The organism is Flavobacterium saliperosum (assembly GCF_900100625.1).
Lineage (GTDB): Bacteria > Bacteroidota > Bacteroidia > Flavobacteriales > Flavobacteriaceae > Flavobacterium > Flavobacterium saliperosum.
In genome coordinates this window covers 14456-39094 of record NZ_FMTY01000001.1, presented here as the reverse complement: position 1 = coordinate 39094, position 24639 = coordinate 14456, and the positions used below count along the sequence as shown (strand labels likewise).

At 40.0% G+C, this 24639-nt stretch carries 25 protein-coding genes, 3 tRNA genes and 1 riboswitch; of the genes, 13 read left to right on the top strand and 15 right to left on the bottom strand.

Annotated elements, in window-relative coordinates; translation table 11 throughout:
• Nucleotides 1-19: 19 nt before the first annotated feature.
• From BLQ05_RS00205 to BLQ05_RS00195, 3 genes are all read right to left on the bottom strand, one after another.
• Nucleotides 20-799 (bottom strand): ABC transporter ATP-binding protein, encoded by a 780-nt coding sequence (locus BLQ05_RS00205; protein ID WP_023575137.1) that lies wholly within the window; start codon nucleotides 797-799, stop codon nucleotides 20-22.
• Between the two features lie 68 nt (nucleotides 800-867).
• Entirely contained in the window at nucleotides 868-1899 is a 1032-nt protein-coding gene (locus BLQ05_RS00200; protein WP_023575136.1) for an iron ABC transporter permease, read from the bottom strand.
• A gap of 1 nt (nucleotide 1900) precedes the next feature.
• Nucleotides 1901-3037, bottom strand: a complete 1137-nt coding sequence (locus BLQ05_RS00195) for an ABC transporter substrate-binding protein (RefSeq protein ID WP_023575135.1) — start codon at nucleotides 3035-3037, stop codon at nucleotides 1901-1903.
• Between the two features lie 108 nt (nucleotides 3038-3145).
• Nucleotides 3146-3347: riboswitch (cobalamin riboswitch) on the top strand.
• A 79-nt stretch (nucleotides 3348-3426) separates the two neighbouring features.
• Here BLQ05_RS00195 and BLQ05_RS00190 point away from each other — a divergent pair.
• The 5 genes from BLQ05_RS00190 (at nucleotide 3427) to BLQ05_RS00170 (ending at nucleotide 7540) form a co-directional block, all read left to right on the top strand.
• Nucleotides 3427-5379 carry a TonB-dependent receptor plug domain-containing protein gene (locus BLQ05_RS00190; RefSeq protein WP_023575134.1) on the top strand — a complete coding sequence of 651 codons (1953 nt, stop codon included), beginning with the start codon at nucleotides 3427-3429 and terminating at the stop codon, nucleotides 5377-5379.
• A gap of 153 nt (nucleotides 5380-5532) precedes the next feature.
• Entirely contained in the window at nucleotides 5533-6048 is a 516-nt protein-coding gene (locus BLQ05_RS00185; RefSeq protein ID WP_023575133.1) for an RNA polymerase sigma factor, read from the top strand.
• Complete coding sequence (locus BLQ05_RS00180) at nucleotides 6029-6469, top strand: hypothetical protein (protein WP_035653746.1); 441 nt, start codon at nucleotides 6029-6031, stop codon at nucleotides 6467-6469. The genes BLQ05_RS00185 and BLQ05_RS00180 overlap by 20 nt, the downstream gene beginning before the upstream one ends.
• A 7-nt stretch (nucleotides 6470-6476) precedes the next feature.
• Nucleotides 6477-7001 (top strand): DUF4252 domain-containing protein, encoded by a 525-nt coding sequence (locus tag BLQ05_RS00175; protein ID WP_023575132.1) that lies wholly within the window; start codon nucleotides 6477-6479, stop codon nucleotides 6999-7001.
• 2 nt (nucleotides 7002-7003) lie between these two features.
• Nucleotides 7004-7540 (top strand): DUF4252 domain-containing protein, encoded by a 537-nt coding sequence (locus tag BLQ05_RS00170; protein WP_023575131.1) that lies wholly within the window; start codon nucleotides 7004-7006, stop codon nucleotides 7538-7540.
• 31 nt (nucleotides 7541-7571) lie between these two features.
• Here BLQ05_RS00170 and BLQ05_RS00165 read toward each other — a convergent pair whose 3' ends face one another.
• The 4 genes from BLQ05_RS00165 to BLQ05_RS00150 are packed head-to-tail and all read right to left on the bottom strand — an operon-like array spanning nucleotide 7572 to nucleotide 11303.
• Nucleotides 7572-8015, bottom strand: a complete 444-nt coding sequence (locus tag BLQ05_RS00165) for a sterol desaturase family protein (protein WP_035653743.1) — start codon at nucleotides 8013-8015, stop codon at nucleotides 7572-7574.
• Between the two features lie 12 nt (nucleotides 8016-8027).
• The gene (locus BLQ05_RS00160) at nucleotides 8028-8867 is read right to left on the bottom strand and encodes a phytoene/squalene synthase family protein (protein ID WP_035653740.1); all 840 of its coding nucleotides are present in this window, start codon (nucleotides 8865-8867) and stop codon (nucleotides 8028-8030) included.
• Entirely contained in the window at nucleotides 8864-10345 is a 1482-nt protein-coding gene (locus BLQ05_RS00155; RefSeq protein WP_023575128.1) for a phytoene desaturase family protein, read from the bottom strand. The genes BLQ05_RS00160 and BLQ05_RS00155 overlap by 4 nt, the downstream gene beginning before the upstream one ends.
• Before the next feature lie 52 nt (nucleotides 10346-10397).
• Nucleotides 10398-11303, bottom strand: a complete 906-nt coding sequence (locus tag BLQ05_RS00150) for a MerR family transcriptional regulator (RefSeq protein ID WP_035653737.1) — start codon at nucleotides 11301-11303, stop codon at nucleotides 10398-10400.
• 77 nt (nucleotides 11304-11380) lie between these two features.
• Between BLQ05_RS00150 and BLQ05_RS00145 the strand changes: the two genes are divergently transcribed.
• Nucleotides 11381-12529: a lycopene cyclase family protein gene (locus tag BLQ05_RS00145; protein WP_023575126.1), complete on the top strand. Its 1149-nt coding sequence runs from the start codon at nucleotides 11381-11383 to the stop codon at nucleotides 12527-12529.
• A gap of 199 nt (nucleotides 12530-12728) precedes the next feature.
• On the opposite strand, the gene BLQ05_RS00140 is transcribed toward BLQ05_RS00145, so the two are convergent.
• The 3 genes from BLQ05_RS00140 to BLQ05_RS00130 all read right to left on the bottom strand — a co-directional run bounded on the left by BLQ05_RS00140 (nucleotide 12729) and on the right by BLQ05_RS00130 (nucleotide 13032).
• Nucleotides 12729-12810: transfer RNA gene (locus BLQ05_RS00140), tRNA-Leu, on the bottom strand.
• Nucleotides 12811-12853: 43 nt separating this feature from the next.
• Nucleotides 12854-12926, bottom strand: a tRNA-Lys gene (locus BLQ05_RS00135).
• Between the two features lie 33 nt (nucleotides 12927-12959).
• A tRNA-Lys gene (locus BLQ05_RS00130) sits at nucleotides 12960-13032 on the bottom strand.
• Nucleotides 13033-13160: 128 nt separating this feature from the next.
• Here BLQ05_RS00130 and BLQ05_RS00125 point away from each other — a divergent pair.
• Nucleotides 13161-13679 carry a shikimate kinase gene (locus tag BLQ05_RS00125; protein WP_023575125.1) on the top strand — a complete coding sequence of 173 codons (519 nt, stop codon included), beginning with the start codon at nucleotides 13161-13163 and terminating at the stop codon, nucleotides 13677-13679.
• Here BLQ05_RS00125 and BLQ05_RS00120 read toward each other — a convergent pair.
• The 3 genes from BLQ05_RS00120 to BLQ05_RS00110 form a co-directional block, all read right to left on the bottom strand.
• Nucleotides 13671-14165, bottom strand: a complete 495-nt coding sequence (locus BLQ05_RS00120; protein WP_023575124.1) for a phosphoribosyltransferase family protein — start codon at nucleotides 14163-14165, stop codon at nucleotides 13671-13673. The two genes, BLQ05_RS00125 and BLQ05_RS00120, sit on opposite strands and share 9 nt — an antisense overlap.
• Nucleotides 14166-14273: 108 nt before the next feature.
• Nucleotides 14274-14861: a methyltransferase domain-containing protein gene (locus BLQ05_RS00115; RefSeq protein WP_035653735.1), complete on the bottom strand. Its 588-nt coding sequence runs from the start codon at nucleotides 14859-14861 to the stop codon at nucleotides 14274-14276.
• Complete coding sequence (locus tag BLQ05_RS00110; protein WP_023575123.1) at nucleotides 14842-15234, bottom strand: RNA-binding S4 domain-containing protein; 393 nt, start codon at nucleotides 15232-15234, stop codon at nucleotides 14842-14844. Before BLQ05_RS00110 ends, BLQ05_RS00115 begins: the two co-directional genes overlap by 20 nt.
• Nucleotides 15235-15315: 81 nt before the next feature.
• Between BLQ05_RS00110 and BLQ05_RS00105 the strand changes: the two genes are divergently transcribed.
• Nucleotides 15316-16371: an FKBP-type peptidyl-prolyl cis-trans isomerase gene (locus BLQ05_RS00105; RefSeq protein ID WP_023575122.1), complete on the top strand. Its 1056-nt coding sequence runs from the start codon at nucleotides 15316-15318 to the stop codon at nucleotides 16369-16371.
• 62 nt (nucleotides 16372-16433) lie between these two features.
• Here BLQ05_RS00105 and BLQ05_RS00100 read toward each other — a convergent pair whose 3' ends face one another.
• Together BLQ05_RS00100 and BLQ05_RS00095 are read right to left on the bottom strand one after the other, a co-directional pair.
• Complete coding sequence (locus BLQ05_RS00100) at nucleotides 16434-17387, bottom strand: transketolase family protein (protein ID WP_023575121.1); 954 nt, start codon at nucleotides 17385-17387, stop codon at nucleotides 16434-16436.
• 95 nt (nucleotides 17388-17482) lie between these two features.
• Entirely contained in the window at nucleotides 17483-18334 is an 852-nt protein-coding gene (locus BLQ05_RS00095) for a transketolase (RefSeq protein WP_023575120.1), read from the bottom strand.
• Nucleotides 18335-18499: 165 nt separating this feature from the next.
• On the opposite strand from BLQ05_RS00095, the gene tgt reads away from it, so the two are divergent.
• The 5 genes from tgt (at nucleotide 18500) to dnaB (ending at nucleotide 24370) form a co-directional block, all read left to right on the top strand.
• Entirely contained in the window at nucleotides 18500-19630 is a 1131-nt protein-coding gene (gene tgt, locus BLQ05_RS00090) for a tRNA guanosine(34) transglycosylase Tgt (RefSeq protein ID WP_023575119.1), read from the top strand.
• Between the two features lie 73 nt (nucleotides 19631-19703).
• Nucleotides 19704-20780, top strand: a complete 1077-nt coding sequence (locus BLQ05_RS00085; RefSeq protein ID WP_023575118.1) for an LptF/LptG family permease — start codon at nucleotides 19704-19706, stop codon at nucleotides 20778-20780.
• Entirely contained in the window at nucleotides 20767-21651 is an 885-nt protein-coding gene (locus BLQ05_RS00080) for a DMT family transporter (RefSeq protein WP_035653732.1), read from the top strand. Before BLQ05_RS00085 ends, BLQ05_RS00080 begins: the two co-directional genes overlap by 14 nt.
• Nucleotides 21652-21728: 77 nt before the next feature.
• The gene (locus tag BLQ05_RS00075; protein ID WP_035653763.1) at nucleotides 21729-22682 is read left to right on the top strand and encodes an acetyl-CoA carboxylase carboxyltransferase subunit alpha; all 954 of its coding nucleotides are present in this window, start codon (nucleotides 21729-21731) and stop codon (nucleotides 22680-22682) included.
• 143 nt (nucleotides 22683-22825) lie between these two features.
• The gene (dnaB, locus tag BLQ05_RS00070) at nucleotides 22826-24370 is read left to right on the top strand and encodes a replicative DNA helicase (protein WP_023575115.1); all 1545 of its coding nucleotides are present in this window, start codon (nucleotides 22826-22828) and stop codon (nucleotides 24368-24370) included.
• Nucleotides 24371-24639 lie beyond the last annotated feature (269 nt).

Here is a 24639-nt window from a genome sequence, read left to right as displayed (position 1 = left end):
ACTGCTGTATATTACGAGTTTACCGAATGATAAATTTGCCTTTTTCGGCATCAAAGAAAATATGTTCGTCTTCAAATAAGGTATTAAAGGTACCTTCCGAAATTAAAGTACACGGATCGTTTTGAACCGTTTTTTCAGAGGTCATCACAATCATTTCATCGCTCAGCTGAATGGCCAGATCAACATCATGTGTGGAAAATAGAATGCATTTTCCGGTTTCGTGCGTTAGTTTTTTCAGCAGTTTGAAAAGTGCCACTTTGTGTACCAAATCCAAATGGGTGGTGGGTTCATCCAGAATAATAAGCGGAGTGTCTTGTGCTAAAGCCCTTGCTACCAGAACATTCTGTAATTGTCCGTCACTGATTTCGTAATGTTTTTTATCGGAAAGGTGATTAATATGCGTAAGGTTAATGGCTTCCCGTATTTTTTCTATATCATTTTCGGATAATGTTCCGATCCAGTTGGTATAGGGTTGACGACCCAAAGCCACCAGTTCAAAAACGGTCAGATTGCTTGGAGGAAGTTTGTCGGTCAGCACTACACTGAGGTTTTGGGCAAGTTCCAAAGGTTCGTAACCCGTTGTTTTTTTGTCATTTAGGAAAACGTTTCCTTCCAATGGTTTCTGAATTCCGGTAATGGTTCGCAGTAATGTCGATTTTCCAATACCGTTGGCTCCGATTAAGGCAATCAGTTTCCCTTCGGCTAATGTCAGATTCAGATTTTTGGCAATGACTGTTTTTCCGGCTTTGGAGGTATAGCCAATGGAAAGATTATCGGTATGTAAGACTGTTTTTGTCATTGGATTAAATCATTCTGAATACTAAATGCTGTTTTCTGCAATCTGCAATCTGAACACTGTGAACTCTCTCAATTCATCATTTTTCTTTTTCGGACCAAAAGCCAAATCACTACCGGTGCCCCGATAATCGATGTAATGGCATTGATGGGTAAGGTAACATCTCCGCCCGGCATTTGTGAAATCACATCGCAAAACAACATGATCGCCGCACCGAGTAATAGCGTACTCCAATATAAAATTACGTGGTTGCTCGTTTGAAACAGCAGTTTAGCAATATGCGGAACGGCAATTCCGATGAATGCGATTGGTCCCACAAAGGCAGTAATGCTACCTGCTAAAATACTGGTGGCTAATATGATAACCAGTCGGGTTTTCTGAAAATTCATTCCCATACTTCGGGCGTAATTTTCACCCAGCAACAAAGCATTCAGTGGTTTTATGCTGAAAACACTCATCAATAATCCCAATCCCACGCAAACCGACAGTATTCCGATGGAAGGCCACGATAAATTGCCTAAACTTCCCAACGACCAGAAGGTGAATTTCTGTAATTGTTCCGCCGTACTGAAATAGGTTAGTATCCCCACAAACGCACTGGTAAAACTTCCGAACATCAGACCGACAATCAATATCGCAATGGTATCCCGTAATCGTTGTGAAACCAGTAAAACCAGTAATAAAACCACGAAACTTCCCAATGTCGAAGCCAATACGATTCCGTAAGAAGACAGTACGACGTCACTTAAAAAAGCAGGAAGAAAACCCGCTCCCAAAATCACAAACGCCACCCCTAAACTGGCACCCGAGCTCAATCCCAAAACATCGGGACCGGCAAGCGGATTTCGGAATAATGTTTGCATTAACAAACCACTGGTTGCAAGGCCCATACCGGTTAAAATTGCGGTAAGGGCTTTAGGTAAACGGTAATTGATAATGATGTATTCCCATGCCTGTTTGGAAACCTCTCCGCCGGTTAAACTGTTGAAAACCTGCTTAAACGGAATGGTTACCGAACCCAGGCTGATGTTGATGAAAAACAACAAGAGCAACCCAATGAAGAGTGACGCAAAAAGGAACGTATTTCGTTTGGTATTTGGCAAATTACTTCAGTTTTTGAAAGAAATACAATTGGTAATCGGGTAAGACCTCGGGGTTTGTGATTTTAATCAGATCTTTTAAAACCAAATCCGGACGGTTGGCTGCCTGTTCGTAATAAATCACGCCGCCTTTAGCACCAGTTTTGGTTGTAAACGAATATACGTTTTTATTTTTAAAGGCTTTAAATTGAGCATAATGCGGATTCGAATCCAAAAGCTCTTTCAACGTTGAAAACTGTCCGGGACCAAACCAGTACTCGGCATTTTGTGCTTTTTCCAATACCTTTTCAAAGCTCAAAGCCAAACTCCCGATGCCTTTGGTGTCTTTCCATAAATAATGAATATTAGCATCTCTTAAAAATAAGGCAGCCCAACTGTCGCCTTGCGGTAAATTCCAGGTATCCTGATACATTCCGCCGCTTAAAGCCGTAGGGCGGTTCGTTGCTTTTTGTGCTAAAACGACAGCATCAGTATAGTCTTTTTCAATCTTTTTGAAAACTTCCTCGGCTTCTTTGTTTTTCCCGTACAGCGCACCGAAAAATTTGATCCATTCGGATTTTCCCAGCGGTGTCTGTTCGGTCCAGTCGCCATTATAAAGAATTTTCATTCCTGCTTTTTCCAGATTGTTGAACGTTTTGTTGTTACTGTCGATACTGAATCCCACAATCACTTCGGGAGACAAATCAATGGCCACTTCGGTATTGATGCTTTCATTCTGTCCCAGGTTTTTCACTTTTCCGGCATCAATCAACGCACGGGTTTTTTCGGAAGAAATGAAATCGGTATGCGGAAATCCAACCAAAGTATTTTCGACACCCAACATTTCCAGAGAAGGGATATGAGTAGTCGAAGTCACAATAATCGATTGTACCGGAACGGAAACGGTGGTATATTTTTGAAGACTGTCCGGGACAATTCCGTTTTTTTCTTTTAAGATGTAAGTAAAACCGTTTTCGGATTTGGGCCACGGATGCTTCACTTTTACAACCGAATAGCCGTTGTAATTGTAAATTTCCAATCCTTTTGCATGCCTGATGCTGTTTTCGGTTTTTTCGGCAACAGTTGTTTGTGGCTGTTCTTTTTTACAGGAAAGAAATAAGAAAATAAAGGATAGCAACGCTACAGAAAACTGATTTTTCATTTTTTGCCTTATTGAATAAAGTGCAAAGTTAAATTTATTTCTACAGTTTTTTATGACGTATTAATACTATTTCTTTAAATTTTATTAGATTATTTCAATCTTCGAAGTATATTTGCCACCGTATTGAGGTTATGCTCCCGATTTTATCGGGACGTATTAAAAGGGAATTAGGTGCAATACCTAAGCTGTACCCGCAACTGTAAGCTAAAAAGCCTGTTGTTATTCTTCATGCCACTGTCCGCTAAAGCGCGATGGGAAGGTGAGATAACAGGACGCAAGCCAGGAGACCTGCCTAATACAACGAGTAACAAACTTTCGGGAAAAAAGGTTTGGGTATGGGTAAATTCTATGCTTTTCTCCCACATTATTAAAAGTATTTTTTAACTAAAATGAACAAAAAAACAGTTCGCTTTGGTGCAGTATCCCTATTGTGGAGTATTTGTGCTTTTGCGCAGGAAAACGACAGTATTACCAAATCAAAACAATTGGATGAGGTAGTAATTTCCGATTCGAAATTTGCTTTACCTAAAGAGAAATCCGGAAAAGTGATTGTAAAAATCACCAAAGAAGAGTTAGAGAAAAAGTCCGGACAATCTGTAGCCACGGTATTAAGCAGTGTAACAGGTGTTGAGGTTAACGGTAACCAGAGTGGGGCAGGTAAAAACCTTGGGTATTACATCAGGGGTGGACGTAACCGCCAGACGTTAATTATGATTGACGGAATTCCGGTAACCGATGCTTCCGGAATTAATTTGGAATACGATTTGCGATTGATTCCGGTAGAACAGGTGGAAAGCATTGAAATCATGAAAGGCGCTTCCAGTACGTTATACGGAACCGGTGCGGCTACAGGAGTAATCAATATCACCCTTAAAAAAGCGGCTAAAAAGGAAATTGCAGGAAATGCCTATATGAGCATGGGAACGCAAATGACTGCCGATAAAGTGAAATACAATCCGCAGGATTTCAATCAGGGATTCGCCGTGAACGGAACATTGCGTAAATTCAATTACTATGCGTCTTTGAACAGCACGGAAACCAAAGGGATTTCGGAAGCGGCAGTTCCACAGTCGGCAACATATGAAGACGATCGTTTTTCAAGAGTGAATTCCTTGGTTAAGTTAGGTTTTACACCAACACAAAAACTGGCGTTGGACTTCTTTGCTAATTACGACAGAGTGAAGAATACATTTGACGGTAGTTTTGATAATTTCTCCAATCCGGATTCGCCGTTTAACGTTTCCACTTCAGAGCAATTCCGATTTGGATTTTCCCCGAAATACAAATACAATAAAGGAGAATTTGTTCTGAATTCGGCTTTCAATACCATAGAACGAAATTACAATACCTTCAACAGTTGGACCTCAGGGATGGACGAAAGCGATTACAAATCCAGAAGTGTTAATGTGGATGCGTTCAATAAATATGCAATCACTAATCAGTTTTTTGTAGTAGCCGGAGGACAGTTTCAGTTTCATGAAATGAATTCCGAAACTCCTTACGATGTCATTGAAAAAGAAACGGCCAAGTTCAATACGGTTGACCCTTATTTAACAGCAGTTTACAATTCCAACTTCGGATTGAATATCAATGCCGGTGCGCGTTACAACATGCACAGTGTTTATGACAGTCATTTGGTTTACAATATTAACCCCTCGTACAATTTTTCCGGATTTCCTTTAAAAGTTGTGGCATCCTACAGTACAGCTTATATTACGCCAAGTTTGTACCAATTGTATTCGCCTTACGGAAATTTAAAATTGACCCCGGAAGAAAATGCTACCGTTGAAGCCGGTTTTGAAACCACGTTGTTAAATAAAAAAGTGACCCTGAATGCCGTGGCCTTTCATAGGGAAGAGAAAAATTCAATGGGGTTCTTCACCGACATGGCGACATGGGAATCGTACTATATTAATGTGGAAGGAAAATACAATGTGAAAGGGGTAGAATCGGCAGTGAGTTATTCCGTGACCGATAAAGTAAGACTGAATGCCAATTACACCTTTACACAACCCGAGGAAAAGTTAAGTCGTCTAATTTCAAAACACAAAGGAAACGCTTCCGTTGATTTTCAGGCATCAGCAAGATTGTTTTTAAATCTGAATTACCAATATATCGGTGACCGAAGCGATGCTTACTTTGACGGCGGAACCTTTGCGACAGTTCCGGTAAAATTAGACGCCTATCAATTGTTAAACTTCACGGTAAAACACGAACTGATTAAAAACAGAATGACTGTTTTCGGAGCAGTTACCAATATTTTCAATGAAGATTTTGTGGAAACGGTAGGTTACAGTACGCGTGGAAGAAACTTCAAAATAGGATTGAACATACTTTTTTAATAGTAATTATATTTTTTAAGGTATGTAAAACCCTGATTCGAAAGAGTCGGGGTTTTTATTTTTAAAAAGGGTTGAAAATTTTTATCGTACCTTGTAACAAAGAGAAGAGTAGTTCGTCTTGATTGTATAAACCAACACCAAACCAATGAAATCATGAATCAACAGGAGTTTGTAAATTTAATTTCTCCTTTTAAAGACAAGTTGTTTCGGATGGCAAAAAGGTTGCTCGTGAGCACCGAAGAAGCCGAAGACGCAACACAGGAAGTTTTGGTGAAATTGTGGAAAAATAATAATGTTCTTTCAAATTATTCCAGTGTGGAAGCATTTGCGATGACGATGACCAAAAATTACTGCCTCGATCAGTTAAAATCGAAAAGGGCATCTAATTTGCAGATAGTCCACAGTAATTATTCCGACCGGACCGCAAGTGTTCAACGGCAAATTGAAGACAAAGACAGTTGGGACTGGGTGGAAAAAATAATGGAAACCTTACCCGAACAACAACGGTTGATTATTCAGATGCGGGACGTGGAAGAATATGAATTTGCAGAAATTGCAAAAATTATGGAAATGAGTGAAACGGCGGTTAGAGTCGCCCTTTCCAGAGCAAGAAAAGAAATAAGAGAACAATTGGTTAAAAAGCATAATTATGGAATTACATACAATTGAAAAACTAGTAGAAAAATACTTTTCAGGAGAAACCAGTATTGCCGAAGAGAAGCAGTTGAAAAGCTACTTTTCATCTCCAGATGTGGCGCCCCATTTGGAACAATACCGTGCAGTTTTTGGTTACTTCCGTCAGGCAAAACAAGAACAATTCACTAAAACGGTTCCACTACAACCCAGAAAACGCAGTTATGTAGCGTGGATTTCCGTTGCGGCAAGTGTGGCAGTTTTGTTAGGTACGTTTTACATTTTTAATCAGAAACCGGAGCAACCTCAGGATTTAGGTACTTTTGACAACCCGGAATTGGCTTTCCAGGAAACGCAGAAAGCCTTGGAAATGGTTTCGGAAAATGTGAATCAAGGCGTAAAAAGTATCGACTACGTTAACGAGTACAATCAAACAACAAAAACAATCTTTAAATAATCAAAAAATGAACAAATTATTTTTAACATTAGTAATAGCACTATTTTCAACAACCTTATTCGCACAGACCGCTTTCGACAAATTCGACGGTCAGGAAAGCGTAACCTCAGTAATCGTAAACAAGAAAATGTTCGAATTAATGAGCAAAGTGAAAGTGGATGCTTCCGATAAGCAGGCGCAGGCCTACATGGGATTGCTAAAAAAATTAGACAACCTGAAGGTGTTTACCACAAACAGTGCGAAACCGGCTTCGGAAATGAAATCAACGGTTACCAGTTATTTGAAATCCAATCCGTTAGACGAATTAATGCGTGTGAACGATGGCGGTAAAAACGTGAAAATTTATGTAAAATCAGGAGCAACCAGCAATCAGGTAAAAGAACTTTTAATGTTCATTGAAGGTGCCAATACCAAAAACGAAACAGTTTTACTTTCGTTAACCGGGAACTTCGATTTGGATGAAATCTCCGCTTTGACCGAAAAAATGAAATTACCGGGTGGTGATTCTTTGAAAAAAGCCTCTAAAAAATAATCATGAAGCGCTATCTATTCATAGGACTTGTTTCCGCATTGCTTCTTGCAGGCTGCGAACAAAAACCGTCGCTGCAGAAATATTTTGTAGAGAACACCGAAAATAAGGAATTCGTCGCTGTAGATATCGCGCCAAGCTTTATCAATGTGGACAAGGTGACTTTAACCGGAGAAGAAAAAGCCGCACTGGAATCTTTCAAAAAAATCAATGTGCTGGCCTTTAAAGCCGATTCGACCAATCAGAAAGAGTTTGATGCCGAACGTACGAAGATCAGCACTATTCTGAAAGACAAAAGCTATCAGGAACTGATGAAAGTGGGATCCGGAAAAGAAGGCGGTGCGATCTATTTTGTTGGGGAAGACGAACACATCGAAGAGTTTGTGCTGTTTGCCAATAAAAAAGAAAATGGTTTTGCCGTCGTTAGGGTTTTGGGTGAGGATATGAATCCGACTCACGTGATGAACCTGATGAGTCTGATGCAGAAAGCAAATGTCGATATGGAACAACTCAAACCGTTACAGGCGTTGATGCAACCTTAATAAAAAAGTCCCGATACACATCGGGGCTTTTTTATTGTTTGAAATATTTTTTAGGGAACAGTAACATGCCGAAACATTCGCCGTCTTCTTTTCCAATGTGTTTGTGATGCATTTTATGGGCTCTGCGAACTGCTTTGGCATAACGGCCGTTGGCATTGCGAAACCATTTGAAACGTTGGTGAATGAAAATATCATGAACCATGAAATAGGCCAAACCATAAGCGAATATACCCAACCCGATAGCCAATCCTATTTCCAGAATATCATTTTTCCAAAGTAAAAAGAAACCAATACTGATTACAGCATAAAATATAAAGAAGGCATCGTTTCTTTCAAACCACGAATCGTGATCTTTTTTATGATGATCGGCATGTAGCGACCACAAAAAACCGTGCATTATGTACTTGTGACTAAACCAAGCCATGAATTCCATAAAACAGAAAGTAAGTACAAAAACTAAAATATGTAACCACATGGTGTTTGTTTTTTAGATTAAATTTAAGCGATAATTCAGATAACATTTGGCTAAAAGCCCTACTTTTTCATAATCGGGTACCCGAATTCGCGTGTTTTTAATTTCCAAAGAAGGTGTCTTTTTAAGTTTGGAAAGCAATTTTTTGTAATACACATAAGCCGTATATACTCCGAATTTTGCTTCCAACGGCAGCTTGATGATGCCCTGAAATCCCGCTTCAAAATCGGTTTCGATTTCCTGGATAATCTGTTGTTTTGAAGCTTCATCCAAACGTGACAAATCCGTATTAGGGAAATAGGTTCGGTTCAAATCGTCATGATCGGCCTTCAGATCCCTCAAAAAATTCACTTTCTGAAACGCCGAACCTAATCGCATGGCGCCTTCTTTCAATTCCTCGTATTTTACATCGTTTCCGTTCACAAAAACCTTTAAGCACATTAATCCCACCACATCGGCCGACCCGTAAATGTATTCGTTGTATTCATCGAAAGTGGTGTATTCGTTTTTGTACAAATCCAATTTCATACTTTTCATGAAAGCTGTAATCAGTTCTTTTGGGATAGCATATTTGTTAACCGTATGCTGAAAGGAGTTCAATACCGGATTCAGGCTGATTTTATTTTCCAATGCCTTTTCCAAATCTTCCTCAAAAAGCAGGAAAAGTTGTTCTTTATCATACTCATGAAACGTGTCTACAATCTCATCGGCAAAGCGAACAAAACCATATATGTTATAGATGTCCTGTCGGATAGAGGGCGCCAGCATTTTTACGGCACTCGAAAACGACGTACTGTACGCTTTGGTCACATTCTTACTGCATTCAAACGAAACTTGGTCAAAAAGTGCTTTCATAGGAGTTGTTTTTCGGGTTTGTAGTGCTTTTTAATCAAATCGGATACTAATTTCCCTGAAATCAATGATGGCGGAACACCGGGGCCGGGAACGGTAAGTTGTCCTGTAAAGTAAAGGTTTTTCACCTTTTTGCTTTTCAGTTTGGGGCGTAAAAAAGCGGTTTGCAGCAGCGTGTTGGCCATGCCGTATGCATTCCCTTTGTATGAATTGTAATCTTTTATGAAATCGTTCACACAAAACGACTCCTTGAAAAGGATGTTCTCTTTTACCGACTGATTCGTTAGTTTCTCCAATCGGGTAATGATTTTGTCGAAGTAGCGTTCCCGCAATTCCGGTGTGTCTTCAATTCCGGGTGCCAACGGAATCAGAAAAATACCGGCTTCTTTTCCGTCCGGTGCCGAATTGCTATCGGTTTTGGATGGGAAACTGGCATAGAAAAGCGGGTTTTCCGGCCATTTCGGATTGTCGTATATGTCCGCGGCATGCGTATCAAAATCCACATCAAAAAACAATGAATGGTGTTCTGTGTTCTGAATTTTTTTATCGAAACCGACATAAAACAGTAGAGAAGAAGGCGCAAAGGTCTTCTTGTCCCAATAGTTTTCAGAATACATGCGGTGTTTTTCATCCAATAAGGTTTCGGAGTGATGATAATCGGCACCGCTTAAAACAATGTCGGCATAGATTTTCTTGCCATTAACTTGTATTCCTATTGCTTTTCCGTTTTCCACTATGATCTTTTCCACAGCAGCATCGGTATGAATTTCCACGCCGAGTTCCCGTGCTAGGCTTTCCATGGCCAGAATAACACTGTACATGCCGTTTTTCGGATGCCAGGTACCGAGACCAAAATCGGCAAAATTCATGAAACTGTAAAATGACGGCGTGTCTGACGGTTTAGCACCCAAGAACAATACCGGAAATTCCAGAATCTGAACCAACCTTTTATTTTTAAACTGTTTTCGGATGTCTCTTGAAATGTTACTGAAGAATTGTCCGACTTTCAAAGCCGTTTCCGGCGTAACCAATTCCAATGGAGATTCTCCCGGACGATACACTAAATCCTTAATCGCAATGTTGTAGTTGCTTTGCGCTTCTTTCATGAAGGCGGCCAGTTTTTTTCCGCTTCCCTCTTCGATGCTTTCAAAAGTGGCGATTATTTCGTCCAAATTATCGGCAATAGTTACGAAGTCATTGGTGTCAAAATACACCTGATACGCCGGACTCAGTTTAATGAGTTCGTAATAGTCGGAAGGTTTTTTGCTGAAATCGGAAAAGAAACGTTCAAAGACATCGGGCATCCAATACCAGGTCGGACCAATGTCAAATGTGAAGCCTTCCTTTTTTAATTGTCTCGCACGCCCTCCGATGGTGTTGTTTTTTTCGTAAACGCAGACATTGTTACCTTCTTTGGCAAGGTAACAGGCGGCAGCTAAGGAAGAAAAGCCGGAACCGATAATTTGGATAGTTGTTTTCATATTTTGTTTAACAAATGTATTGAAAAATTAAACAAAAAACAAATACTCTTTTTTATATTTTTAATTCTTTGGAAAGCTCTCCAATGGTTTGGAAGACACGTGTCTTTTCTGAAAGGCGATGATTGTCAACGAATTCGGTCATTCTGCCCAATACATACAACTTGGAATCGGAGTCATTTAACACGGTATCGTTTACGGTTTGTATGTAGTCGTTTACATGTTCCGGGTTCGGTTCTACCGTTATGTAGGTTACAAAAGTGATGTTATTGAAGTATTTTTTCACATCCAAAAGGCATTCGGTCGGAATACTGGATCCAAGAAAAATGGTTTTATAACCGTTGTGCAGAATTTCATAGTTGAGGTAAAGCAGTCCCAACTCGTGAATTTCATTTGAGGGTAGGTAAAGTACAAAAACACGGTCTGATTTTTCAGAATTGGTACGTTGCAGCTTTTCAATGTTGATTAATAATTTCTGTTTGATCAGATGGCTGATGAAATGTTCGTGTGCCGGACTGATAGTGGCTGTTTGCCATAACAATCCCAATTCTTCCAAGAGAGGGATGAACACATCGTAAAAAACGGTGCTGAATTTTTTCTCGTTGAGTAATTCGTCATAGGTTTTAAGAAAAGCAGTTTGATCAAAATTCATCATGGCTATTTTAAAAGCGCTGATGGCATGACTTTTTGTGTTTTTCTCTGAGGAAATCTCATTAACCATTCCGGCAATCTTTTCATTGGAAAACGTGGAGATTCTTGATATTTTATACCCGTGTTGAATCAGCAGGCAAATATTCAGGAGCTTCTGAAGGTTTGTCAGGTCGTAACTTCTGATATTGGTGTCGGTTCGCATTGGTTCCAGAATGTTATATCTTTTTTCCCAAATACGAATGGTGTGCGCTTTAATGCCGGAGAGATTTTCCAGATCTTTTATGCTGAAAACACTTTTTACTACGTTCATCTTTTTCTTGATTTCGTTAAACAAAATTACGGGTTTATTTATTCCGAATGGTTACATTTGTTAAAAATATTTCATAAATGATCCGATACGATTATATTTTCGCGGGAGTAGGCTTGGCAGGCTTGATGGTTTTGCATGAAATGATGGTGGCTGATGTATTGAAAAGCAAGAAGATTTTGTTGTTGGAACCCTCCGAAAAAGAACACAATGACCGTACCTGGTGTTTCTGGGAACACGGGGAAGGTGAATGGGATGCGGTAGTTACGAAAGAATGGAAGAGTGGCTTTTTTATCAACAATGAAAAGACAATCGAGTGTTTCAGCTCCGGAATGAAATACAAAATGATTGAGTCGTCGTTGTTTTATAGGAAAGTGTTAAGTGAATTAAAGGCGTATCCCAACTTGGTTTGGAAAAAAGAGCGGGTGATGCACTATGTTGAGCGTCCGTCGGAAGTTGTGGTTACCACGGATGTGACATCGTATCATGGAGAAGTGATCTTGAACAGTGTTTTAGATTTGAACCAGTTACGAAATCACAAAAAGTACCCTTTATTGTTGCAGCATTTTCAGGGTTGGTTTGTGAAAACCCCTGTTCCTGTTTTTGATTTGAACAGTGCTACTTTTATGGATTTCTCGGTGGAGCAAAAAGGGAATACGCGATTTATGTATGTGTTGCCGATTTCGACTACGGAGGCTTTGGTGGAATATACCTTGTTTTCTGCGGAAATACTCGAAAACGAAGCGTATGAAAATGCCATTGTGGAATATCTGAAACAAAAGGATATCGCTGATTATGAAATCCTCCGAAAAGAGAAAGGCGTTATTCCGATGACAGCCTATCCTTTTTGGAAAAAAAATTCGAAACGAGTGCTTAATATCGGTTCGGCGGGAGGATGGACGAAGGCCAGTACCGGGTATACATTTAAAAATTCGGTTAAACTGTCTAAAAAAGTTGTCGCGCATTTGAAGAGAAACGCAACGGATTTCTCTCCATTGTATAAGTCAAATCGTTTTACTTTTTATGACAGTTTGTTTGTGGATGTTTTGTTTCGGGAGAATCATTTGGGGTACCATTTGTTCGGCAGCATGTTTTCTAAGGTAAAACCCGAAACGGTTTTTAGGTTTTTGGATGAGGATACCGCGTTCACGGAAGATGTAAAGGTGATTTTAAGCTGTCCGAAGCTTCCTTTTATAAAAGCATTAATCAGAAAAGTGTTTGGGGTTTAAAACCTGTTTAGAAAGCGAAAGAAACCGATATGAAAAATCCGAATAACGAAATTGTCTGTTATTCGGATTTTTCATTTTTTGACCGCGATGGGATTGATTTTACTTTCCCAACAAAGCTACGCTTTGAAAGCAGAAAGAGTAAAAATCAAATTTTTAAAGCGAGCTTTACTATTTGAATTTTACTCTTTCTGTTTATTCGTGACCACGATGGGATTCGAACCCATACGCCTTGCAGCACCACCCCCTCAAGATGGCGAGTCTACCAATTTCTCCACGTGGCCTTGCTGTAAACAAAAAAAGTTAAGCAATGTGCTTAACTTTTCGTGACCCGGCTGGGATTCGAACCCAGGACCCCATCATTAAAAGTGATGTGCTCTACCAGCTGAGCTACCGAGTCGTTGCTTTCAGGAAATGAATTTGGTCATTTTTGTGACCCGGCTGGGATTCGAACCCAGGACCCCATCATTAAAAGTGATGTGCTCTACCAGCTGAGCTACCGAGTCTGTAATCATTTCCTGATTGCGGGTGCAAATATAAGGCGTATTATTTATTTTCCAAGGGAAATTTATTATAAATTTGACTTTTTTTTAATCTGCTTTCTTAAGCGCTTAGTTTATAAGGTTTTATTGGTATGAAGAAAATCGTTTTATTGGGCTATATGGGTTCCGGAAAGACCACGGTGGGGAAAATAATGTCTGAAAAAACAGGAATTCCTTTTTTTGATCTGGATGAAATCATCGAAAAAAATATGCAAAAAACCATTTCGGAATTGTTTTTGGAACTGGGAGAAATCAGATTCCGAAAATTGGAACACGAAACACTGAATCACTTTTTGGCAACACAAATCGATTTCATTCTCAGTTTGGGAGGAGGTACGCCTTGTTATGCAAATAATCATCTGCAACTGCAAAAAGAAGGCATAACATCGGTTTATTTAAAAGCATCCTTACCGGAATTGATCAAACGATTGTCAGCTGAAAAAGCGCACCGTCCTTTACTGGCTTCGAAGGAAGGTGACGAATTTCAGGAATTCATTGCCAAACACCTGTTCGAGAGAAGTTACTTTTACAATCAGGCCAAGCATGTGGTTTCGGTTGACGCTAAAACGCCAGACGAGATTGTTCAGGAGATAAATACGCTTTTAACTTAAATAGGCGTATTCGTCATTTTCCTCAAAAACCACTTGTATGTGTTCTAATAACGACGTGGAAAGTGAAATGCCTTTAAAATCAGCTTTTACGGGATATTTTTTATGATTACGGTCAACCAGCACCGCCGTTTTGAATTTCTTCAGGGGAACATCTAAAAAATACTTCACGCCATAAATTAAGGTCGTGCCCGAATTCAGAACGTCATCAACCAGAACTAATCCTTTATTTTCATAGTCTTCCGTTTTTAAGGAAGTGGTTATTTGATCCTGGGGATTGTTCTTGTTGATTTTCACTTCACACAGTATCACCTTCAAATCGGATATTTTTTCCAGTTCGGCTGCGATTTTTTGGGCGAAAATGTAACCGCTGTTTGCAATTCCGGCTAAAACCACTTCGTTTTCATCCACAAAAGTTTCGTAAATCTGATAGGCGATACGTTTGGTTTTATGTTGAATTTGGCTTTGTGTTAAAATAATATTTTTCATTTGTTGTGTTGTTGTTTTGCTTCAAAACGTCTTAAAAAGGCATTGTTTAAAATGCAACCAAAAATAATGAATTTTTAATAAGGTCACTTCTTCCTTAGGTTCTAATTATCATTTAGGAAGAAATATAAAGAATAACTCTCTTTCGGCTCTCGGTTTGATAGAATTATAAGCGGTTTCCAATGTTTTAATGTTGAATTTTTCTGAAAACAGATTTAGGTATTCCGCTTTACTGCCTCCGAAGGGAGGGCCTTCTTCGGTTAACGGGAAATCAAACAGCAGTCCGAACAGTTTGCCGTTTCCGGAAAGTAAGGAATGCATTTTGGAAACGTATTTCTCGCGCAATTCCGGAGTTAAAGCGCAAAAGAACGTTTGTTCCAATATCAAATCGTAGTTTCCTTCGAGCTCGAAGAAATCGCTTTTTATGAGTTGATTTTCAGGGAATTCCGGAATCCTTTTTTTGATGTTTTGCAATGGTGCTTCTGCTAAATCGACAACAAAAACGTTTTTGAATCCCTTGGATAGGAGATAATCCAACTCATAACCGTTTCCGGCACCCGGAATCAGTATTTTGAGATTTTTGTTTTCAATCTGATCGATGTATTCTTTCAGTGGTGTGGTGATTTCACCAACATCCCAACCGGTTTCGTTTGCTTCGTAGCGGTTTTCCCAATAGTCTTTATTCAGTTGTTTTTTCATCTTCTTCCGGCTCTATGGTGTAATCGTCAATGTCTCTTCGGTCCTTTTTGGTTGGTCGGCCTTGTCCTTTGGTGCGATAATGCTCTTTGGATAATTTCAACAATTCCAGATGTTCGAATGCTTCGGCCGGCGTTTCGTCTTTCCGGTAAATATCCACCAATTTCGGTCCGACACGATTTGCGGGAATGTCCAATACGGTCAAAACATACCTAATCTGGTCTTTTCGAAGCGTGATTTTATCGGTAGGAAATACTTCGCGGGAAGGCTTTGCGTCCTGTCCGTTTACGGTAATCTGTCCTTTTTTACAGGCTTCAGTGGCGATACTTCGGGTTTTGTAATAACGAACACACCACAAATATTTATCGATTCTCATACGAATTCGTTAAAATCATTGTTAATAGGAGTACAAAAATAAATGAAAATTGTATCTTGCGGCCATTAAAATGTACGAATAATGAATAGAATTTTTAAGATATTTAGTGTTTTCGCCATAGCGGTACTGTTTGCTAACTGTCAGAAAGATGATGGTGTCGGACCCGTTGAGGCAAGACCACATCCTGAAGTGTACCCGGAAGATTTAGTTAAGATTGAGGATTATTTGCATAAATATTATGTTGAAGTTACCAAAGATGTAGATGGTGATGTGACTAGTGTGGTTATGAATCCGCTTGACGCTACCCATACCGTTTCGATTTGGGATCAGACAGAATATCCTTTGTTGTATAAGATTGTTAAACGATTTGGCGTTGATTTTAAAGTTTATTATCTGAAGTTTGATGGCAAAGGAGATACGGATGCTGATGGAGATAAACCTTGTGGTGTTGATGTTGTTTTAACGAGCTACAGAGGGATTTCATTGACACGTACCTTTAATGCGATTACAAATCAGTATGATTTGGCGACGCAACAATTTGATTATGCACCTAACCCTACTCAGATCGGATTGGCGGATGTGGCCACTAAGGGGTGGGAATATATTTTTCCGGAATTTAGAGCTGGTTATTTGGATCCTTTAAATGGTGACGGGACATTAAATTCTGAAAATTACGGTTCGGGAGTGATGTTTTTACCTTCCGGGTTAGGGTATTACAATCAATCTTTCGGAAATATTCCGCAGTATGCACCATTAATCTTTACATTCAATCTTCATGCGGTTACTTATACTGACTTGGATAATGATAAAATTCCATCCCGTTATGAATATATTTTAAATGCTGATGGAACATTATTGGATACGGATGGCGATGGGATTCCGAATGTATTTGATGCTGATGACGATAATGATGGGTATTTGACAAAAGACGAGATTAAGAAGCCTACACCTATATTGGCAGGTCAGGGAACCAGTGCATTCTACCCTTTTAATCCTATGGTTGATGATCCGGCTACAGTTGATGTGGATGAAACAGAACCTAAGGGAATTCCTGATGCTTCCGGAGACGGAACAACAACAACCCGTTTGAGAAGACATCTTGACCGTACGGCAAAACCTCCGTATACGGATTACTAATGAAATAAAAACAAAAAAATCCCGCTCATTGAGCGGGATTTTTTTATATGTAAAATGAAAGATTATTTTCTTTTAATCACTCTTTCAACAGCTTCCACAATCGCCTGATTGTTTAACTTGTATTTTTCCATCAATTGCTCTGGGGTTCCGGATTCTCCAAAACTGTCCTGAACCGCAACAAATTCCTGTGGTTTCGGGTTGTTTAAAGCCAGTGTTCTCGCCACGCTTTCTCCCAAACCTCCTAAGATGTTATGTTCCTCAGCGGTAACCACACAACCTGTTTTGGCAACCGATTTTAAAATCGCTTCTTCATCCAAAGGTTTAATCGTGTGAATGTTGATGACTTCCGCAGAAATGCCTTTCGCTTCCAAAGCTTCCGCAGCAACCAACGCTTCCCAAACCAAGTGACCTGTAGCGATAATCGTAACATCGGTTCCTTCGTTTAGCATGATCGCTTTTCCGATTACGAATGGTTCGTCTGCCGGAGTGAAGTTAGGCACTACGGGGCGTCCGAAACGCAAATAAGCCGGTCCATGGTGATCCGCTAGCGCTAACGTAGCCGCTTTGGTCTGGTTGTAATCACACGTGTTGATAACCGTCATTCCGGGTAACATTTTCATCAAACCGATATCTTCTAAAATCTGGTGGGTGGCACCGTCTTCACCAAGGGTTAATCCTGCGTGTGAAGCACATATTTTTACGTTCTTGTCAGAATAAGCAACCGACTGACGAATCTGATCGTAAACACGACCGGTTGAAAAGTTAGCAAAAGTTCCTGTAAAAGGAATTTTTCCGCCAACAGTTAAGCCGGCTGCAATTCCAATCATGTTTGCCTCAGCAATTCCGATTTGGAAGAAACGCTCCGGGTGGTTCTTTTTGAAATCGTCAAATTTTAACGATCCGATTAAGTCCGCACAAAGGGCTACCACATTTTCGTTTTTCTGACCCAATTCGGTCATTCCCGCTCCAAAGCCCGAACGGGTATCTTTACTTCCTGTATTTGTATATTTTTTCATTGTTTTCTTTTAAGGTTTAGAGCTACTATGGCCAAAGGCGCTAAGGTTTTAAAATCAGTAATCGAATTCGCTGAATGCTGCGAAGGATCACTAAATTAATAATCCACTTCGTCTTCAGAATAATTTTGGGCTAAAGCAGTTGCCAATTGTTCATCGTTTGGTGCTTTTCCGTGCCAAGCATGGGTATGCATCATGAAATCAACACCATGTCCCATCTCAGTATGTAACAAGATACAAACCGGTTTTCCTTTTCCTGAAAGTGATTTGGCGTGATTCAAACCTGCGATAATATCTTCAATGTTGTTTCCTTCTTTGATTTCAACAACATCCCAGTCGAACGCTACAAACTTAGCTTTCACACTTCCCATGTTTAAAACTTCATCCGTAGTTCCGTCAATTTGCTTTCCGTTTAAATCGATAGTAGCAATCAGGTTGTCCACTTTTTTTGCAGAAGCATACATGATAGCTTCCCAGTTTTGACCTTCCTGAAGTTCTCCGTCACCCAATAAAGCATATACAGTATGATTGTCGTTGTTCAGTTTTTTAGCCTGAGCCGCTCCGATGGCAACTGATAACCCCTGTCCTAAGGAGCCGGAAGCCATTCTCACACCCGGTAAACCTTCGTGAGTGGTTGGATGTCCTTGTAATCTCGAATTTAATTTTCTGAAAGTAGCCAATTCTGAAACCGGGAAGTAGCCGCTTCTGGCCAGAACGCTGTAGAAAACCGGAGAAATATGTCCGTTCGATAAGAAGAAAAGGTCTTCTCCGATACCGTTCATGTCAAAACCGGGTTTGCGTTCCATGATGTTTTGGTATAAAACCACTAAAAATTCGGTACAACCCAAAGAACCTCCCGGGTGACCAGAATTTACAGCGTGTACCATACGAAGAATGTCTCTTCTTACCTGAATCGTTAAATTGCTTAATTGTTGTGTGTTACGCTTCATTTTATATGTAAAAGTTAAACTGCCGCAAAGATAATCAGATAATTGGATTTTTCAGAAGATTAGATTATCGGATTTTTAGAAATGTTTAGCGGATGTTAATTAAATCCATAATTCATAATTCATAACTCACAATTCTTTTATCTTTGCCGATTGTAAAATGTATATATGAAGTTCGATTTATTACTTAAAGACCCACAAACCAAGGCCAGAGCAGGATCCATTACTACCGATCACGGCGTAATTGAAACCCCTATTTTTATGCCCGTTGGAACCGTTGCTTCCGTTAAAGGAGTACACCAAAGAGAGTTAAAAGACGATATCAATCCGGATATTATTTTAGGGAATACCTATCATTTATACCTTCGTCCGCAGACGGAGATTCTTGAAAAAGCCGGAGGATTGCATAAATTCATGAACTGGGACAGAAATATCCTGACCGATTCGGGTGGTTATCAGGTGTATTCGCTTTCTTCCAATAGAAAAATCAAAGAAGAAGGGGTTAAATTTAAATCGCATATTGACGGATCGTACCATTTCTTTTCTCCCGAAAACGTTATGGAAATCCAACGTACAATCGGTGCCGATATCATCATGGCTTTCGACGAATGTACGCCCTATCCATGCGATTACCGTTATGCGCAAAAATCGATGAAAATGACACACCGTTGGTTGGATCGTTGTATCAATCATCTGGAAAAACTGCCTTTCAAATACGGTTACGAACAAACGTTTTTCCCTATTGTTCAGGGAAGTACCTATAAGGATTTGCGTGAGCAATCGGCGGAATATATCGCCAATGCCGGTGCGCAGGGTAACGCTATCGGCGGATTGTCAGTAGGGGAGCCGGCGGAGGAGATGTACGCCATGACCGAAGTGGTTACGGCCATCTTACCGGAAGACAAACCCCGTTATTTAATGGGTGTCGGAACACCAATCAACATTCTTGAAAATATCGCATTGGGCATTGACATGTTCGATTGTGTTATGCCTACGCGTAATGCACGAAACGGAATGCTGTTCACCGCAAACGGCACCATCAACATCAAAAATAAAAAATGGGAAGCTGATTTTTCCCCGATTGATGAGATGGGACACACTTTTGTGGATACCGAATATACCAAAGCCTATTTACGTCACCTCTTTGCCGCCAACGAATACCTTGGGAAACAAATTGCGACGATTCACAATTTAGGGTTTTACATGTGGTTGGTTCGTGAAGCAAGAAAACATATCTTAGCGGGAGATTTCCGCGAATGGAAAGAGATGATGGTAAAAAACATGAGTCAGAGATTGTAATTGTGAAATTAGAAATTTGAGATAAGAAGTTTTTCTGTTCTAAATTCTAAGTTCTAAACTCTAAATTCAATAAATGAAAATAATCGATAAATACATTTTAAAGCGATATCTGGGAACTTTTTCGGTGATGTTACTGTTGTTTATTCCTATTGGGATTGTAGTCGACGTGTCCGAGAAGGTCAATAAAATGATCGAAAACAAAGTTCCTTTTGTTGAAATTGCCAAATATTATCTTGATTTTACGATTTATTTCGCCAACATGCTTTTTCCGATATTCTTATTCTTATCGGTCATCTGGTTCACTTCCAAACTGGCTAACAATACCGAGATTATCGCCATTTTAAGTTCCGGAATTTCATTCACCCGTTTTCTTCGGCCTTATATCATTGGAGCCACTTTGGTTTCTTTGTTTGCCCTGCTGATGGCTTTTGTTTTAGTGCCCAACGCAAGTAAAGGGTATAATGATTTCAGATACACCTATCTGAAAAACAATCCTAAAGTTCGTGAAAATCAGGATGTATACAGACAAATCAGTAAGGACGAATTCATCTATGTGAGCAATTTTAATTACATGTCTAAAATGGGCTTTAATTTTTCATTGGAGAAATTTAAAGGCGACAAACTGGATTATAAGATAATTGCCAATCGTATCAAATGGAACGAAGCCGACAGTACCTATACCTTATACGGGTTCAAAAAAAGAACCGTTGGCGAGCTTGACGATCAGTTGATTGCAGCAGAACAACGAAAAATGAAATTGGATTTCGATATAGACGATTTGACGCCGGTGGTGTATATTGCCGAGACCATGACTTTAGGCGAGTTAAACAAGTTTATCGAAAAAGAAAAAGCCAGAGGATCCTCGAATATTAATACCTATATGGTAGTGAAATACCGAAAATTCAGTTTGCCGGTTTCCGCGTTCATATTAACGATTATCGCTGTGGCAGTATCGGCGATGAAGCGTAGAGGAGGAATGGGAGTCAACCTGGCGCTTGGAATTGCCCTTGCGTTTACCTTTATTTTCTTCGAAAAGATTTTCGGAGTTTTGGCGGAGGCTTCCAGTATCCCCCCTTTTGTAGCGGTTTGGTTTCCAAACTTTATCTTTGGAATTTTAGCAATTTATTTACTCAGAAATGCCAAGCGATAAACTGAAAAGTTACTTCCATCTCCATTTTATCGTTTTCATATGGGGATTCACTGCCGTATTGGGAAAACTGATTTCTCTTGACGCACTCCCGTTGGTTTGGTACCGGATGTTAATTGCGGTTTCCATTATTTTCCTTTATATTAAAGTCAGCAAGATTCCTTTGGTCGTTTCCAAGCGGCTGATGTTCGGGTTTTTATTTTCCGGATTGGTTATTGCCATGCACTGGTTTACTTTTTTTCAGGCGATTAAGGTTTCAAATATATCGGTAACCTTAGCTTGCTTGTCGACCGGAGCTTTATTTGCCTCCATTCTGGAACCTATTTTCTATGGTAAAAAAATCGTATTCTACGAAGTCCTTTTCGGATTGTTTGTGGTTTTCGGATTGGGAATCATATTCAATGTGGAAGGGAATTATATCGAAGGGATTCTGTTAGCCCTGACTTCCGCGTTCTTATCAGCGATGTTTTCGGTTATCAACGGAAAATTTGCCCAATACAATGATGCCGCGGTTATTACTTTTTACGAGCTTTTAGGCGGTGTTGGATTCTTTTCCATCTACTTGCTGTTCTCCGGAAGTTTTACCGAAGATTTTTTCCGGATTTCAACCAATGATTTACTTTGGTTGTTTGTTCTGGGATCTGTTTGTACGGCTTATGCTTTTCTGGCCTCAGTAAAAGTGATGAAATATTTAACGCCCTACACGGTAATGCTGACCATTAATCTGGAACCGATTTACGGAATCATATTGGGTATTTTGGTATTCAGCGAAAGTGAAAAAATGAGCCCTGAGTTTTATATCGGCGCCTCGATTATAGTGTTAACCGTAATTTTAAACGGGGTAATTAAGAATTATAAGAAAGTTAAAAACTAATTATTAAATAGTTTCTGCATTGTAAAATGAAAATTTTATCTTTGTCGTCCAAACTAAAATCAAAAGAAACAAACAAAATGGAATACTTAGATTTTGAACTTCCGATTAAAGAGCTTGAAGATCAATTGGATAAATGCCAGATTATTGGACAGGAGTCGGATGTAGATGTTTCCAATACCTGCAAGCAAATCGAGAAAAAATTAGAAGAGACCAAGAAAGATATATATAAGAACCTTACGGCATGGCAACGTGTGCAGCTTTCAAGGCATCCAAACCGTCCTTATACGATGGATCACGTGAGAGCATTGTGCGGCGAAACCTTCTTAGAGCTTTTTGGAGACAGAGGCGTAAAAGATGATAAAGCGATGATTGGTGGTCTTGGAAAAATCGACGGACAATCGTTCATGATTGTGGGGCAGCAAAAAGGGTACAATACCAAAACACGTCAGTTCCGTAATTTCGGAATGGCCAACCCGGAAGGATACCGTAAAGCGCTTCGTTTAATGAAAATGGCAGAGAAATTCGGAATTCCGGTTCTTACTTTAATCGACACTCCGGGAGCCTATCCGGGATTGGAAGCAGAAGAAAGAGGACAAGGGGAAGCAATTGCCCGTAATATCTTTGAAATGATCCGTTTAAAAGTGCCTATCATCTCCGTAATTGTAGGTGAAGGAGCTTCAGGTGGCGCATTGGGAATAGGTGTGGGTGACCGTGTATTAATGATGGAAAACACCTGGTACTCCGTAATTTCACCGGAATCCTGTTCGTCCATCCTTTGGAAAAGCTGGGAATACAAAGAACAGGCTGCCGAAGCATTGAAACTGACGTCTGCCGACATGAAAAAACAGAAATTAGTAGACGACATTATTCCTGAACCACTTGGTGGCGCACACTATGACAGAGAAACGACTTTCAAAAACGTTGAAAAATATGTAATGAAAGCTTTTAATGAACTGAAAGACTTATCAACAGAGGAATTAGTGGCTCAGAGAATGGATAAATACAGTAAAATGGGTGAATTTAAAGAGTAAATTCACTTGTTCGCAGAATAAATCATCCGAGGCCTTACCGCTTCGGATTTTTTTTGACTTATTAACATTGAAAGCCGAGTTATTAACACGGTCTTATTAACAACTCGAAATTATTTTTTCTAAAAATTGGTTACCTTAGCAACATGGAAAACCTTAAAAATATAAACCCTTACAAAGTGGATAAAACCGCTATCATCAATCTCGAAAAAGGGAAGCTGCCACCACAGGCGCTGGACCTGGAAGAGGCGGTGCTTGGCGCCATGATGATTGACAAAAAAGGTGTTGATGAGGTTATCGATATATTGAGCCCTGAAGCTTTTTACAAGGATGCCCACAAATACATCTTCGAAGCAATCGTTCAGCTATTCAATGATACCCAGCCGATTGACTTATTAACAGTTTCGGCCCAACTAAAGAAGAACGCGAAATTAGACTTGTCCGGAGGGGATTTTTATCTGATTCAGCTTACGCAAAAGATATCGTCTTCGGCACATATCGAATTTCACTCCCGCATTATTCTTCAGAAATACATTCAACGCAGTCTGATCCGGATTTCTTCTGAAATTATTGAAGAATCCTATGATGAAACGACGGATGTTTTCGATTTGCTTGACAAAGCCGAATCCAAATTATATGAAGTGACGCAGGGAAATATCAAACGTAGTTCGGAAACAGCACAAAGTTTGGTAATTCAGGCGAAAAAACGAATTGAAGAAATTGCCAATAAAGAAGGTCTGAGCGGAATCCCAACCGGGTTTCACGATTTGGACAAACTAACCTCGGGTTGGCAGCCTTCGGATTTGATTATTATTGCAGCGCGTCCGGGTATGGGTAAAACCGCCTTCGTATTGTCGATGGCCCGAAACATGGCTATTGATGCGGGTGCTCCGGTAGCCTTGTTCTCTCTGGAGATGTCTTCGGTACAGCTAATTACCCGTTTGATTTCTTCGGAAACCGGTTTGTCTTCGGAAAAACTGCGTACCGGAAAACTGGAAAAACACGAATGGGAACAACTTTCCATTAAAGTAAAAGACTTAGAAAAAGCGCCGTTATATATTGACGACACCCCGTCGCTTTCGATTTTCGATTTGCGTGCGAAAGCCCGTCGTTTGGCCTCGCAGTACGGCATCAAGATGATTGTAATCGACTACCTTCAGCTGATGACCGCCGGAGGAAACGGAAAAGGTGGCGGAAACCGTGAGCAGGAGATTTCAACGATTTCCCGAAATTTAAAAGCCTTAGCAAAAGAATTGGGTGTTCCGGTTATTGCACTGTCGCAGTTGTCGCGTGCCGTGGAAACGCGAGGTGCGAGCAAGCGTCCGTTGTTATCCGACTTACGTGAATCGGGTGCAATCGAGCAGGATGCCGATATTGTATCGTTCATCTACCGTCCGGAATACTATAAAATTGACGAATGGGATGACGAAGAGCGTTCACCAACGCAAGGTCAGGCCGAATTTATCGTAGCGAAACACCGTAACGGTGGCTTGGACAACATCCGATTGAAATTCATCGGTAATCTGGGTAAATTTGATAACTTAGACGATCACCATTCGCCATTTGAAGCAATGCCTTCCAGTATGAACAGGGATGATAATCCGTTTATCACCAAAAATCTTCCCTCTGCCAACGAAGCTTTCGGAAGTAATATGAACAGTTTTGACGACGACAGCGATGTTCCGTTCTAATCAGAATCTTTTAAGCCTGCATTTTGTAGGCTTTTTTTATTTAATAGTAAAGCAAAGTAATTAGAACTAAGCCTTTTCATTATTAAAATTGTCCGTCGTTTTTATGTAGCTAACGTTTTATTGAACTTGATACCACCGCTGTTCTTGTTGTTGACGAATTCAATGTTTAAGATAATGCGGTTTAACACCACTCTTTGTCCGTCTATTACTACTGGTGTTGGAGACGCATCAGATATAAAATCTAATTGTCCCCGAATTTCCAGGAATAG